16 protein-coding genes and 1 pseudogene are annotated in these 13836 nt (G+C 63.2%); 8 read left to right on the plus strand and 9 right to left on the minus strand.

The genetic code is table 11. From position 1 onward, the window contains the following. Positions 1-191: 191 nt before the first annotated feature. The 6 genes and pseudogenes from FOM02_RS14685 to FOM02_RS14710 all read right to left on the minus strand — a co-directional run bounded on the left by FOM02_RS14685 (position 192) and on the right by FOM02_RS14710 (position 5994). Positions 192-1979 (minus strand): vanadium-dependent haloperoxidase, encoded by a 1788-nt coding sequence (locus tag FOM02_RS14685; RefSeq protein ID WP_027563128.1) that lies wholly within the window; start codon positions 1977-1979, stop codon positions 192-194. A 393-nt stretch (positions 1980-2372) separates the two neighbouring features. After that, on the minus strand, positions 2373-3029 hold the full coding sequence (locus tag FOM02_RS14690; protein ID WP_141263232.1) for a hypothetical protein: 657 nt from the start codon (positions 3027-3029) through the stop codon (positions 2373-2375). 22 nt (positions 3030-3051) lie between these two features. Beyond that, positions 3052-3594 carry a c-type cytochrome gene (locus tag FOM02_RS14695; RefSeq protein ID WP_027563130.1) on the minus strand — a complete coding sequence of 181 codons (543 nt, stop codon included), beginning with the start codon at positions 3592-3594 and terminating at the stop codon, positions 3052-3054. Next, positions 3581-4801 (minus strand): sulfite dehydrogenase, encoded by a 1221-nt coding sequence (gene soxC / locus FOM02_RS14700; RefSeq protein WP_265442181.1) that lies wholly within the window; start codon positions 4799-4801, stop codon positions 3581-3583. Before soxC ends, FOM02_RS14695 begins: the two co-directional genes overlap by 14 nt. 516 nt (positions 4802-5317) lie before the next feature. Further along, positions 5318-5452: pseudogene (locus FOM02_RS14705) on the minus strand (heme-binding protein); the annotation flags it as partial. Between the two features lie 29 nt (positions 5453-5481). Then, positions 5482-5994 (minus strand): lipocalin-like domain-containing protein, encoded by a 513-nt coding sequence (locus FOM02_RS14710; protein WP_141263234.1) that lies wholly within the window; start codon positions 5992-5994, stop codon positions 5482-5484. A 182-nt stretch (positions 5995-6176) separates the two neighbouring features. On the opposite strand from FOM02_RS14710, the gene FOM02_RS14715 reads away from it, so the two are divergent. The 3 genes from FOM02_RS14715 (at position 6177) to FOM02_RS14725 (ending at position 8405) form a co-directional block, all read left to right on the plus strand. After that, entirely contained in the window at positions 6177-6908 is a 732-nt protein-coding gene (locus FOM02_RS14715; protein ID WP_027563132.1) for a haloacid dehalogenase type II, read from the plus strand. 39 nt (positions 6909-6947) lie between these two features. After that, entirely contained in the window at positions 6948-7415 is a 468-nt protein-coding gene (locus tag FOM02_RS14720) for a YbaK/EbsC family protein (protein WP_027563133.1), read from the plus strand. 159 nt (positions 7416-7574) lie between these two features. After that, positions 7575-8405, plus strand: coding sequence for an adenylate/guanylate cyclase domain-containing protein (locus FOM02_RS14725; protein WP_027563134.1), 831 nt, complete (start codon positions 7575-7577; stop codon positions 8403-8405). 16 nt (positions 8406-8421) lie between these two features. On the opposite strand, the gene FOM02_RS14730 is transcribed toward FOM02_RS14725, so the two are convergent. Both FOM02_RS14730 and FOM02_RS14735 read right to left on the minus strand, forming a co-directional pair. Next, entirely contained in the window at positions 8422-8781 is a 360-nt protein-coding gene (locus tag FOM02_RS14730) for a hypothetical protein (RefSeq protein WP_027563135.1), read from the minus strand. A gap of 95 nt (positions 8782-8876) precedes the next feature. Beyond that, entirely contained in the window at positions 8877-9863 is a 987-nt protein-coding gene (locus tag FOM02_RS14735) for a Bug family tripartite tricarboxylate transporter substrate binding protein (protein WP_027563136.1), read from the minus strand. Between the two features lie 147 nt (positions 9864-10010). On the opposite strand from FOM02_RS14735, the gene FOM02_RS14740 reads away from it, so the two are divergent. Further along, the gene (locus FOM02_RS14740; protein ID WP_027563137.1) at positions 10011-10268 is read left to right on the plus strand and encodes a hypothetical protein; all 258 of its coding nucleotides are present in this window, start codon (positions 10011-10013) and stop codon (positions 10266-10268) included. Positions 10269-10329: 61 nt separating this feature from the next. Here FOM02_RS14740 and FOM02_RS14745 read toward each other — a convergent pair whose 3' ends face one another. Next, the gene (locus FOM02_RS14745) at positions 10330-11265 is read right to left on the minus strand and encodes a LysR family transcriptional regulator (RefSeq protein ID WP_027563138.1); all 936 of its coding nucleotides are present in this window, start codon (positions 11263-11265) and stop codon (positions 10330-10332) included. A 115-nt stretch (positions 11266-11380) separates the two neighbouring features. Between FOM02_RS14745 and FOM02_RS14750 the strand changes: the two genes are divergently transcribed. From FOM02_RS14750 to FOM02_RS14765, 4 genes are all read left to right on the plus strand, one after another. Continuing rightward, positions 11381-12133, plus strand: coding sequence for an SDR family NAD(P)-dependent oxidoreductase (locus tag FOM02_RS14750; RefSeq protein WP_027563139.1), 753 nt, complete (start codon positions 11381-11383; stop codon positions 12131-12133). A 35-nt stretch (positions 12134-12168) separates the two neighbouring features. Further along, positions 12169-12867: a pirin family protein gene (locus FOM02_RS14755; RefSeq protein WP_027563140.1), complete on the plus strand. Its 699-nt coding sequence runs from the start codon at positions 12169-12171 to the stop codon at positions 12865-12867. Between the two features lie 115 nt (positions 12868-12982). After that, entirely contained in the window at positions 12983-13582 is a 600-nt protein-coding gene (gene wrbA, locus FOM02_RS14760; protein ID WP_027563141.1) for an NAD(P)H:quinone oxidoreductase, read from the plus strand. Positions 13583-13698: 116 nt separating this feature from the next. Next, the gene (locus FOM02_RS14765; RefSeq protein ID WP_265441850.1) at positions 13699-13833 is read left to right on the plus strand and encodes a hypothetical protein; all 135 of its coding nucleotides are present in this window, start codon (positions 13699-13701) and stop codon (positions 13831-13833) included. Positions 13834-13836 lie beyond the last annotated feature (3 nt).

The following is a 13836-nucleotide window of genomic DNA, read 5'->3' on the forward strand; positions in this document are numbered from 1 at the left end:
GCCAGATCAAGGGCTGTTACGGGTTAAGGGCCAGGTCAATCCAACGCGCATCGTGATCAGAACGAGGCCGCCTTCGGGCCAACGTCAATTTCGCAGGCGAGGCGCTGGGCCATCACCGACAGGCCGTCGAGCATAAACGCTTCCGCTCATGTGCACCGGCGCCGCACGGCAGGCACGCCGCCCGTCTGCTGTCAGATCGTCACGCGGCTGCCGTCGAAACGCGTGAAGGAGAAGCCGTCGAACGGCTCGCGAAGGGTGGCGCGCTCGTCCCGCAACATGCAGATAGCCACTTCCTCACCGATCGCCATTGAGGCGGAGGCGTCGGAACGCCAGTGGATGCCCGCCCAATTCCGTCCGAAACCGAAATTCACCGCGAGCTTGTTCAACTCTCCGCCGACCGTGAGCGGTGAGCCGTCATAGGGCACGAGCCTTGTCGGGTCAGCCGGATCGGGCTGCACCGGATTGGCGATGACGCGGCTCTCGTCGAAGAACGCCTTCAATATGGTAGCCGTGACGGCCCCAACGCTCGTGGCCCCGCCGGGATAGGTGGAGTGGAAGGGCGCGCCCTCCGGATAGGTTTGCGACAGCAGATAAGTGCCGTATTTGGCCTTGCTGCGAGCGAGGGCTTCCGATTTCAGGAAATCATCATGCAGCGGGTAGTCGCTCACGCCATTGGCGAGGCGATGGTGCGCCAGAGCACCGTAGGCTTCCGGTCTCACAGCCCTGTGCACGAAATACTTCTGCCAATAAGACGCGCGGACGGAGTTACTGATCCCCGTGGCGAGCAGTGCCTGCACGTAGGGCAATCCGAAGGTGCCACCACCGGGGCCCTGGGTTTTCGATTTCCGATACGGGTTCGAGGGGTAGGACACGGGCTCTGCCGGTGGATAGATCCCGGAGTAGCGCTTGTCTGCCCCGCCTCCTGGGGTTGCGAGGAGCAGCGCTGCCGCCCACCCGAGTGCCGGACCAGTGTGGATATACTCTGCGAGATCTCTTCCTGTCGTGATGTATCGCGGTGTCGCGTCGAACTGCAACTGGCGCTTCGGTGCGGCGCCATTCTGGATCGCCAGCCACTCCTCGTAGTCAGTCAGGAATTCGCTGGCGGGCAACGCGGTACGAATTTGAGCACTGATCCACTGTGAGGCATAGGGCGCGTCCCTGAGCAGGAACTGCGAGATCAGCGGACCGTTCAAAACGCCTGGAGGCGTGACGGAGCGGCCCTTCGGGTCGCCTGCGTCGAAATAAAGCGCATTGGCGCGGAACAGTGTGCCGGGCGTGACCCGCCCACCAGACTTCGGCCCTCGGAAATCGGCAAGCTTGTTGATCTCCTCGGTTGCTACAAGCACGTCCCGATTGGAGGTGTCGTCGCGCAACTCGGTAAGCGGAACATCACGAAGCAGGGATTGCCAATATACCTCGACCGCCTCGCCGCCGCGCTCCGCACTTGCAAGAGCCGGTGCCGGGGGTATTCCAATCTGAGTTGCGTTTATGCCGCTGAGACTGACTGCCAGCGTGCCCAAGGGATTGACCAGCTTGCGAGTGCCGCCAAGCGGGATCTTTTCGAAATCGGCGGGATCGCCCGACTGGCAGGCGGCATAGAGAGCCTGCCAAGCCTCCTGTGTCACTTCGCCGCGTTTGTCGTGCGGCAGGCCACGTGAATCGGAGCCGATCTTGTTACTGTAGCGCGCCTCGTCGCCATTCGCGGGGTGGGGCGCGATGGGAATTTTCTCGTTGTTGCTCGCACAGACCCCGCGGACTTCAAAGGCCCGGTGTTTGAATGCCTCGTCGAGCGGTCGGGCGTTTGCGCTCGCAGGCTGCGCCAGCGCCGGGGCGAACCCGGGCATGCTCGGCGGAGACGCAAGCACGGCGGCACCAACCGCAATGCCGGTCCCGCCAAGCAGCGAGCGGCGAGTGATCGCGGTCGACGGGCCCGGCGACGCCAGGCAGAATTCAGTTGGAACGGTGGCATGGTCAGCCATGGAGGCCTCCTCCCTCGCGGGAAAGTTTCGGCGGGATTGCGCCGGAGCCGTCCGATTACTTGCATGCTGCAGTCGAAATCATTTCACCGGGAGGACACTGAGGAGATTGACTCAGATCAATGGTGAGTCGAGCAGACCAATTGTGCACCGGCCGGGGCCACCGTCGGCGTCAGCTATGGGTCTCATTAGCTGCCCTCGTTACCCGGCGCGACCTAGTTCCGCTTCTCGCTCGGCAGCAGACATTGGGCGCCCTGCGCGAAAGTCAGCGCCGGGCCCAAGAGCCGACATCCGAGCAAGAAAGTGAAAATCGATGGACCTGCTAACGCGCTTGCGGACTGGTCGGGCAGCTCACCTGAGAGATCACCGACATTGAGGAATGAGAGCCATCGCCCTTCACGGCGTTTGAGGCGCGCCGCGGCGGAGATAGGCGCCTGTAACCGACGCAAGGCCCAACGCATAGAACGCCATCCAAAAAGCGGAGGCGCCGCGCCAAATCAGGTTCGGTTCGTGGGTTTGCAATATGGCGAGGACGATACCGATCGCCCACGCATAAACGAAACAGACCCAGAAGATATATTTCATCAACGAGGGGCACCCCGCAAATACCAGCTCCCAATGATCGATCTCCTCACCCACACCGCTACGCATCTTCCCTTCCCTTTCCGAAATGCCGATGAGGATGACCGACAAAAAGGCCGGGAAGATTCCCCACATAAGCACTGGAAACAAGGCATTTCCGCCGAGTTGTACGCTGGTGAACGACACCGCATTCACAACGATGCTGAGTACCAGCCCGCACGCGGCGTAGAGCATCGCAAACAGCAGTAGCAGGCTGGTCATGGTGGTTCGATTAAAAAGTACGAGGCGAAGGATGGCGGCTTCGATGAACGTCTTGTGCAGTATTAGTCGCACCATCCATTCGTGCGGTTCGCCCGGTCCTCTGTCCGATAGGAGGCAAACAGCGAAGAACTCCGACTGAGCAAATATCGGCTGCTGTGCCCCTCCTCGCCGACATAAAGAGGCCAAATCGGGTTGGTCGCGATGGGCCATGTGTGGACTAAGGTCCGCCCCCTTACTTCGGATTGCGCGGGAACAGGATGAACCCGTCCCGGTTCGGCATTTTCACGTTGGGCAGCGACTGCGCGTCGATCACATCGTTCGATCCGACGATCCCGTTGAGATTGAGGATATAGGCCGATACCGCGTAGAGTTCGTCCGCGGTGAGCGATTTCGACTCTTGGAATGGCATTGCGCGGCGGATGTAGTCGAACAGCGTTGTTGCATAGGGCCAGAAACTTCCCACAGTCTTTATCGGTGTTTTGTCCGGCGCCAATGTGCCCATGCCGCCGGCAAGCGCTCCAGCGAGCGCGACACTGGGGCTGATTCCCTTCTCGCCGTGACAGGCCTGACATTTCGCTACATAGATGGCTTCCCCCTCGATTGCGGTGCCACGACCAGGCGGCAGACCTGCTCCATCCGGTCCGATGCTGATGTCCCACGCTGCGATGTCGGGGGGCGCGATCGGTTGCCCGAACTGCGGGGCCTGGGCCAGGGCCGCCGGTACAACGGTCAGCATAGATACGCAGACTACTGCAATGGGTTTAAGCGTAAACATTGCTGGCCTCCCCCATCTCGTCGATGCGCCAGCTTGCGATGGCGTTGTAGTGGTAGACCCCACGCAAGCCGCGCTCGTCGGCGAACTGAGCACGCGTTGGCTGCACCAAGCCCGTGTCGTCGGTGGCGCGACTCTGCAGCACGGCGGGACCGCCGTTCCATTGCCACGCTGCGCGGAAGCGCACGGGCGCCTTTGGCAGGATCGGGCCCTGCAAAGCTGCCGGCGCCCAGCTTCGTCCGCCGTCAGCCGACACGTCGACCTGCCGGATGCTGCCGTTGCCCGACCAGGCGAGCCCGGAAATCTCGTAGAATCCCGGTCCCTTCAGCGCGAGTCCCGGCGACGGACGCGTGATGACGGATTTTACTTCGATCGGGAACACGAACTGCCAAGCCTTTTCATCCTTGAGTAGGATCGTGTATTTCGATGTTTCGTCTTTGGTCATGGCGGGGCCTGCGGTCAGCTTGAGCCGGCGCAGCCACTTCACGTTCATGTTGCCCTCGAAACCAGGCAGCAACAGCCGCACCGGGTAGCCATTCGAAGGCCGCACTCGCTCGCCGTTCTGATAGAGACAGAGCAGCGCATCATCCATCGCCTTGGTGAGCGGGATGCTGCGGCTCATGGCGGCGGCGTCAGCCCCCTCGGCGATCACCCAGCGCGCCTCAGGTTCGATGCCAGCTTCGTCGAGCAACGTGGAGAGCCGCACACCGGTCCATTCCGCGCAACCCAGTAGGCCGTGAATAGCCGCCACATTGAGCGGCTGGGCCTGAGGCGCGTTGAGCGCCTGGCTGTTGCCGCCACACTCGATGAAGGCGATGCGCGATTGCATCGGATAGCGCGACAGCGCTTCGACCGTAAACACAAGCGGGCGCTTCACAAGTCCATGGATCACCAGCCGGTGTTGATCGGGATCGATTTCTGGGATGCCGGAATGGCTACGCTCGAAATGCAGCCCAGATGGTGTGATCATTCCTTCGAGCATGTGCAGTGGCGTGCGTGACGAGCCGACACCGGCCGGGTTGGGGGGCGGCGGAAAGACTTTGACGACCTTGCTCTCGAACGGTGAGGGCTGGCCGTAGCCCGCAAATCCGGGACCCGGCACCTTCATCCACGGCTGCACCGTAAGCTGTTCCGCCGATCCGCAGGACAGGCCCGCACCGGTCGCACCAACAGCGAGCGCGCCTTCAAGAAAAATGCGCCGGCTTAGAATTCCATTGCCGGCGCCCGATCGCCTGGTTCGGGATGAGTTTTTCCAACCATGAGCAGCACTCCTTCGTTGCGGTCAAATGAACTCGCATGTCCGCGCGCACGGCCAGTGCTCGTGAGACCGGCACAAAAGGACTGTCGGTTTTATTGAGAGTGTGATGCCTGCCGACGGCATTACTGCCATTCGCGTCGAACGGAGACGTCGGCACGTCCCGTCTCGAAAAGCAGCTCTAAAGAAGACTACGCCCATCCAAAAGACCTTCAAATTGGCAAGGATGTCGCACGAGCATTCTGGTCAAAACCAGTGTCTCTGATGTCCGAGTTGGGTCAAAGGCGGCCTTGGCCAGCTTGCATGGCCCTGTTCGGGTCACCATCAGGAAGCAGACTTCGCGGCGCTCTGAGCTGGGGTGAGCCATGGGCCAATAGGCAGGTCACGCCGCAGCCGCGCCGAGAAGGGCTGTTGGCTGCGCTCGCCGATGCGGCGCTCGCGGTTTTTTGTCACCGAGGCGGACAAGCGGCCCTAAAACTCCGGCTTGCCGCGTAGGGCGTCGATTCCGGCCCTAGCGCAGGCTTCGTCAGCATCACCGCCAGGCCCACCAGACACACCGACGGCTCCGACTAGCGAGCCGCCCGCTTCGACAATCAATCCGCCACGAACGTCGCGACAAACGGAAATCCAGATCGTCATTTCGCCCGTTTGAATACCAGCTCCAGCGTGATGCCAGCTGGGGTGCGTGGATTTGTAAACTTCAATTCATCGTCCGTAATCGATGTCACGATCCGACGTTGATTTGGCGTTCCGACCAAATTAGGAAACGAGCTCGTTTCGATGTTGACGTGGATCGTCTTCGTGCTCTCGTCGACTGTGTATGTCCCAGTGTAAGCAACCACACCTGACGCAATGGCCATGGCCTCCTCAGGGGACGGCCGTGCAGAATCGCCCGATGCATACTTTGGAGCATCGGAGCGAACCGTAATGAAATGGAAGTGACCATCGGCGGCGTAGGTGACAGCGCCTTGCAGCTTTGGCCGCTCTACGGCGCTACCATCCTCACGCGTCCCGGTGCTGGACACGTAAATCCAAGTGCCAACCAACCGATCCTTAAGAGACTTTACTTGGGCAACACTACTATTCGGGAACGTCACAACCGAAATCAACACCGTCGCACAGAGTCCAATTGCATAACGCCTGTTCATGAGACGCTCCTGCTCTTTGGCAACGTGGGCAAGGCTACTCGGCGCTCCGATTTTCAGCAATGGGTCACAAGCCTCCGATCATACTTGCAGTGGCAGATTTCCGCTGTGGTTGGTAAGCTGACGACTATGCGCACTCCCCCAAGCGGATCTCTTGTGACCGCAACTGCCGGGAAGGACAGCCGATGACCATCAAAGCCGTCGTGTTCGACGCCTACGGAACGCTCTACGACATCCAGTCCGTCGCCGAGATCACCGAGGACGCGTTTCCGGGCTACGGCGAGATCATCACGCAGGTCTGGCGGATCAAGCAGCTCGAATATACCTGGCTGCGCTCGTTGATGCGGCGCTATCAAGATTTTGAGGCCGTCACGCGCGACTCGCTCGCCTATACGCTGCGCATGGTCGGCCTCGCCTATGAGAGCGAGGCGTTCGAGCGCGTCATCGAGAAGTACCTGCACCTCGATCTCTATCCGGATGCGGCGGCAGCGCTGGCGGCCCTGAAACCGCGAAAGCTCGCCATCCTCTCCAATGGCAGCCCGGACATGCTGAATGCGCTGGTGCGCAACACCAAGCTCGACGGCCTGCTCGATGCCACCGTCAGCGTCGATGCCAAGAAGGTCTTCAAGCCGAGCCCGGAGGCCTATGAGCTGATCGGCGAGACATTCGGCACCGCACCGAACGAGGTGCTGTTCGTCTCCTCCAATCCATGGGACGTGGCGGGCGCAAAGTCGTTTGGATTGAACGTCGCCTGGATCGAGCGCGTCACGCCCGAGGCAATGGCGCTGGCTTGCGTCGAGAACGAACTCGTGGCACCGCTGACCATGTTCAAGGCGATCCGCACCCAGATGGACGAGCTTGGCTTTGCGCCGGACCACCGCGTCCGCGCGCTCTCCGAGCTGCCAGGGATCATCTAGGGATCGCCCAGAGATCGCCGCCCCGCCCATGAGACTGGAATGAGCCTGGAATCCGTTCGCGCCTTCTTCGCCGAGAAAGCCCCCGACATCTCCGTCATGGAATCCCCGATCAGCTCGGCGACCGTGACGCTGGCCGCCGAGGCCTATGGCGTCGAGCCCGGTATGATCGCCAAGACGCTGTCCTTGCGCGTCGGCGAACGCGTGATCCTAATCGTCGCGGCCGGCACCTCGCGCATGGACAACAAGAAGGTGAAGGCGCAGTTCGGCGGCAAGCCGAAGATGCTGGGGCTGGAAGAGGTCGCCGACATCACCGGCCATGAGGTCGGCGGCGTCTGCCCGTTCGGGCTGAAATCACCGCTGCCGATCTATTGCGACGTCTCGCTGAAGGCGTTCGACATCGTCGTTCCTGCCGCAGGCTCGACCCACAGCGCGGTGCGCATCACCCCCGATCGCCTGGCCGAGCTGACCGCGGCCGAATGGGTCGACGTCTGCGAGCACCGGCCTTAAAGCGGCGCCGGCCTCGACAGCCGCGGACATGCGGACCCTGGCTGGCAGCGAGTCATTGCGGGGCTAAGACGGCCTGGCGCCACAACCGGTCGTTGCCTACGGTGGCACCGGATACGATGCCTGATGCATTTGCCGGTCAGGAAGGCTAGCATGGCGACGATGACCGACGACAAGGTGAAACGACGACTGACCACCGTGCTGTGCGCTGACGTGTACGGCTATTCTCGTCTCATGGAAGCGGACGAGACCGGAACGTTGGAGACGCTCCGCCGCTACCGCACCGCCATTGCGCGATTGGTCGAGCGTCATGACGGCCGCATCGTGAATACCTGGGGCGATGCCGTGATCGCCGAGTTCGCCAGCGTCGTCGAGGCCGTGCAGTGCGCGGTCGAGATTCAGCAGGAAATTTCCAGTCAAGATTCGGACGCGCCTCAGGCGAACCCGATGCAGTTTCGCATCGGCATCAACCTCGGCGACGTGATGGTTGATGGTTCCGACATCTATGGCGACGGGGTCAATATCGCATCGCGGCTGCAAGAACTCGCTGATCCCGGCGGCGTCGTGATCTCGAGCTCCGTCTACGATCAGGTGCACAACAAATTATCCGTTGGCTTCGACTGCCTCGGCCAGCGGCCCATGAAGAACATTGCGCCCCTGACCAGCTACCGGCTGACCCTTGGCGGCCGGACCGCCGGGCAAGGGAGCTTCCCGATCGAGGGAAGCGCAACGCCGTTGGAAAGAGCGCGTGCTCCGCGGATGGAAGACAGGCGCGTGGCACCATCGTCGACGAATGTCGTCACGGCTTGGCTCAGAAAGCTGCCCCGGCCGGTTGCAGTGGCACTCACGGTGTCGGCCTTCCTGATTCTGATCAATCTTTTCACTGGCCATAAGATCTGGTTCCATTGGCCAGTCGCAGCCATTCTCTTTGCCGTGGTCTTGCGGACGGCGCTTGGACATCGACCTCAATCGGACAGCAAGCCGGAGCGCTGAACCAGGCTAGGCAGCACTAATCGTCGTCATTGTCATAAGGCGGCGGCGGCTGCATCTGCTGAGGTGGCGGCGGCGCATTGTTATAGCGCGGCGGCGGCGCGGCACGACCACGCGGCACCTGCTGCTGCGGCTGCACCTGGTTGTTGGACCGGAACACCGCGCGGCAGCCACTGGAGAGCTGCGGCGAGTTCTGTTGCAGGCAGGCCACGATGCGGTTCACATCCGGAATCTGGTCGCTGCACAGCCGCCACACATCCGGCGTGCAGGCCATCTGCTGTTCCATGGTGCCGCGATATTCCTGGGCGGATGCAGCGCCCTGCGCGACGATGCCGCCGATCGCGAGCGCCACACCCAGCGCAATCCGCTCTGTTCGCATGTCCAAATCCTTCTCGCTTCTCTTGATTTGTCCTCAATCAATGAGACGCGGTCAGGTTCTGAACCAACAAAAAAATGTGAAAGTGCGGCTGGAACCTACTCCACCTTGCCGATCTTCTTCACCGCCGCGATCAGGCGCGTGCTGTCGGCCGCGACGAATTCGGAGAAGGCCGGCGCGTCCTGATAGGCGACGAGGCTGCCCGAGGCCTCGAACGATTTGAGCACGTCGGGGCTCGCCATCACCTGCGCCATCGCCTCGCGCAGGCGGGCCGCGATCGGCGCAGGCAGCGTGCTCTGCGCGAACAAGCCGGCCCAGATGTACATCTCGACGTCCTTGTAGCCGAGCTCCTGGAACGTCGGCACGTCAGGAAAGCTCGCGATGCGCTGGGCGCCGCAATTGCCGAGCACGCGCAGCTTGCCGTCGTCGACCTGCGGCTTCAGCGTGCCGGGTGCGGCGGCGATCGCCTGCACCGTGCCGCTGAGCAGTGCGGTCAGCGCCGGCCCCGCGCCGCGGAACGGCACGTGCAGCAATTTGATGTCGGCACTGCCGGCAAACATCTCCATCGCCACATGCAGCGTGCCGTAGGGACCGGAGGAGCCATAAGTGATCTGGCCCGGCCGTCGCTTTGCATCCTCGACGAACTCCTGCGCCGTCTTCCACGGCGCCGAGGCCGGCACGGCGAGCAGGGTGGGATCGGCGAGCACGCGCGCGATCGGCATGAACTGCGAGACTTCGTAGGCGACCGGCCGCTCGAACAGCCGGTCGGCCTCGGGCAGCACCGCGAGCGAGGACAGCGTCATCAGCAGCGTATAGCCGTCGGGCTCGGCGCGCGCCGCTGCGGCATTGCCGACCGAGCCGCCGCCACCGCCGGCGCGGTTGTCGACGATCACGGGTTTGCCGAGGATCCGCTCCAGAGCCATCGCGACGGGGCGCGCCGCAAGATCGGCCTGCCCGCCGGCCGGAAACGGCACGATCAGCGTGATGTTGCGCGCCGGATAGGCTTGCGCGAAGGCCGGCTCCGGCCATGCAGCCCGCAACAACGGCAATGCGGCAACGGCGCGCAGGATATCGCGTCGATCCATGGCAACTCCCCTCCCTGACTTTTCTTGTTTCGACCCCAGCCTAGCGTGGCGACTGGGAAGAACAAGACGTTTACCAGGCATTAACCATGTCCAGCCCGGCCGGGAACGCATCCCCTGGAGCGGCTGTTGCCCTGCCAGGAGTGGGTCATGCGTAATCTTGCGACCATCGACGTCGCGCTGGACGAGATGCTGGTGAATCTCGCGGCGATCGTCCTGCGGCTTTCGAAGCCCGACCTGACGCGAACGCCGGAGGCCCGGCGCGCCCTGGCGCAATCGGTCCATCAATACGCGGTATGCGCGGCCCGCTCGACCGACCCGCGCGTGCATGAATTGAAGTCGCAGCTGGAAGAGACGCTGAAACCGAGCCTGCGCATCGCCGCGATCGACGGCGTGAAGGTGCCGTAGTCAGGCCGAGAAGCGAGGTGTCGCAGGGTGGGCAAAGGCGCGAAGCGCCGTGCCCACCTATCTATCCGGCTTTGCCGCCCTTCCGCGGTCGCCGCTTGCAGGTGCCCGGCAGCTTTGCCGCGAGGAAATCGCCGAGCGCCTCGACGCGCGCGGGGCGCGGGCCGCCGGGCGGGGTGACGAGGTGCACGGCGCCTTCGGCCTGCTTCCAGTCCTTCAAGATGACTTCGAGGGCGCCGGAGGAGATGGCGTCGCCGACGATGAATTCAGGCAGCTCTGCGATGCCGAGGCCGGCGAGCAGCGAGGGCATCACGGCTTCGCCATTGTTGACGCGGAGCTGGCCGCCGGGACGCACGCTCGCCTGCTCGCCGGCCGAATTGGTGTAGTGCCAGACGTTGGGCGTGGAGAGATAGGCGTAGCTGAAGCATTTGTGCTCGGCGAGGTGCATCGGATGCGTCGGGCGTCCGTGCTTCTTCAGATAGGACGGCGCGGCCACGGTGAAGCGCGGCATCGTGAAGAGCCGCCGCGCGATCAGCGAGGAGTCCGGCAGCCGCGCGATCCGCACCGCCATGTCAAAGCCTTCGCCGATGAGATCGACGGTCGCATCGCTCAAATGCAGATCGACCGAGACCTCCGGATAGGTCTCGAAGAATTCCGGCAACAGCGGCGCCACCGCCTTGATCCCGAACGTCATGGGCACCGCGAGCCGCACCAGGCCGCGCGGCGCCACCGATTGCGCCAGCGCCTCGTTCTCGGCCGCCTCGCCGTCGGCGAGCAGGCGGGTGGCGCGGTCGGCGAGCTTGTGGCCGGCATCGGTCAATGCCAGCCGGCGCGAGGTGCGGTTGAACAGCCGGGCGCCAAGCCGCTCTTCCAACCGCGTCACGGCCTTGGATACCGTGGCCTTGGACATCGCAAGCTCGCTCGCCGCCCCCGCAAACGACCGTAATTCCACGACTTTTGCGAAAATCGCGAGCGCCTCGAAATCGGGGAGTTTGGCCATAGCTCGGTCCAATCAGGATATTTAGGGAAACAATGCGTTTCAACAGTTTCTATTTCTATACCACAGGCGGAGGCTTATCCAAGGGTCATCAGAAATTCAGGACTGGAGAAATCCAATGACCAAGAAGCTCTCAGGCAAGGTTGCCCTCGTCACCGGCGGCTCGCGCGGCATCGGCGCGGCCTCAGCCCGCGCTCTCGCCGATGAAGGCGCGGATGTCGCCATCAGCTATGTCGCCTCGCCCGACAAGGCCGAGGCCGTGGTCGCCGAGTTGAAGGCCAAGGGTGTGAAGGCCCGCGCCTTCAAGGCCGATCAAGCTTCGGCGAAGGACGTGACGCAACTCGTCAATGATGTCGCGAAGGAGTTCGGCCATCTCGACATCCTCGTCAACAATGCCGGCGTCGCTGCCGGTGGTGCGATCGACGATGCCAAGGCCGACACCGAAGCGTTCGCCCGCCAGGATCAGATCAACGTGCACGGCGTGATCGCGGCGATCCGGGCCGCCTCGCAATTGATGGGTGAAGGCGGCCGCATCGTGACGGTCGGCTCGATGCTCGCCGACCGCGCCTCGTTCCCCGGCCTTGCCGACTACGTCGCCACCAAGGCGGCCGTGGTCGGTTACACCAAGGGGGCGGCACGCGACCTCGGCCCGCGCGGCATCACCGTGAACGTGGTGCAGCCCGGCTCGATCGACACCGACATGAACCCGAAGGACGGCGGCGAGTTCGCCGAGACCCAGCGCAAGCAGCATGCGCTGCAGCGCTTCGGTCGCCCCGAGGAAGTCGCCGCCGGCGTCGTCTTCCTGGCAAGCCCGGAAGCCTCCTTCGTCACCGGCACCGTGCTCAACGTCGACGGCGGTTTCAACGCCTGATCAAGGCTCGCTTGTTCAAACCAAGGACTACGCAAATGATCGAACTCAGACCTTTCAACAAGCTCGGCGGCGCCGATCACGGCTGGCTCAAGGCCAAGCATCACTTCTCCTTCGCCAGCCACTACGATCCGAACAACATAGGTCATGGCTCCTTAAGGGTGTGGAACGACGACGAGATCGCGCCGAACACGGGCTTTCCGGCTCACCCCCACGCCAACATGGAGATCATCACCTATGTGCGCGAGGGCGCGATCACTCATCAGGACAGCCTTGGTAACGAGGGACGCACTGAAGCCGGCGACGTGCAGGTGATGAGCGCCGGCAGCGGCATCCGCCACTCCGAATACAATCTGGAGCCGAGGCAGACGCGGATCTTCCAGATCTGGATCGAGCCGACCGCGCGCGGTGGACAGCCGACCTGGGGCTCGAAGCCGTTTCCGAAGGCGAACCGCTCCGGCAAGCTCGTGACGATCGCGAGCGGGATCGAAGGCGACACCGACGCGCTGCCGATCCGCGCCGATGCGCGGGTGCTCGCCACCACGCTGAAGGCCGGCGAGAGCGCCGAGTACGCGCCGCAGAAGGCACGGCATCTTTATCTCGTGCCGGCGGCGGGCTCGATCGAGATCAACGGCGTGCGCGTCAACGCCCGCGACGGCGCCGCGATCCGCGACGAGAACAAGCTGAAGATCACGGCGCTGGAGGATTCGGAGATCGTGCTCGTCGACGCGGCGTGACAACACAACAACTCGTCATGCCCGGCCTCGAGCCGGGCATCCATCTCCGGGTCAAGCCCGGCAACGACAACTAACAACCGAACCAATCGCATCTAATCCCCCACCGGAGACCACCATGACCAAAGTTCTCGTCCTCTATTATTCCGCCTATGGCCACATCGAAGCGATGGCGAATGCCGTCGCCGAAGGTGCGCGCGAGGCCGGCGTGACCGTCGACATCAAGCGCGTGCCCGAGCTGGTGCCGGCCGAAGTCGCCAAGGCCTCGTACTACAAGGTCGACCAGGCCGCGCCGATCGCCAAGATCGAAGACCTCGTCAATTACGACGCGATCATCGTCGGCACCGGGACCCGGTTCGGCCGCATGGCCTCGCAGATGGCGAACTTCCTCGATCAGGCCGGCGGGCTCTGGGCCAAGGGCGCGCTGCACGGCAAGGTCGGCGGCGCCTTCACGTCCACCGCGACCCAGCACGGCGGCCAGGAGACGACGCTGTTCTCGATCATCACCAACCTCTTGCATTTCGGCATGGTCGTGGTCGGCCTGAACTACGGCTTCGCCGGCCAGATGAAGCTCGACGAGGTCACCGGCGGCGCGCCCTACGGCGCCACCACGATCACCGGCGGCGACGGCAGCCGCCAGCCCAGCGCCAACGAGCTCGCCGGCGCGCGCTATCAGGGCCGGCAGATCGCGGAGACCGCCAAGAAACTTCACGGCTAAGCTGAAAGGTTAAGCTGCGCGGCCGATTGCATGGCTGATGCGACGCGGGCGGCATTCTCATTCGGGAATGCCGCCCCATCTCTGTTGGCAGAATAGTACGACCAAAAGCGATACGAATGGCTTTCGAACTCTTGTTGATCGCGCAGATGATCCGCAAGCCCGCGCAGGCGCTGGCGCGGCGCTGGTATTGCCGCAGCCTGTTCCGCGCCTCGCGCGGCCGGCTGCACTGCGCGGAATGCACGGGATCGTGAGGC

Origin of the sequence: Bradyrhizobium sp. SEMIA, from assembly GCF_014844175.1 — a bacterium.
Classification (GTDB): domain Bacteria; phylum Pseudomonadota; class Alphaproteobacteria; order Rhizobiales; family Xanthobacteraceae; genus Bradyrhizobium; species Bradyrhizobium arachidis.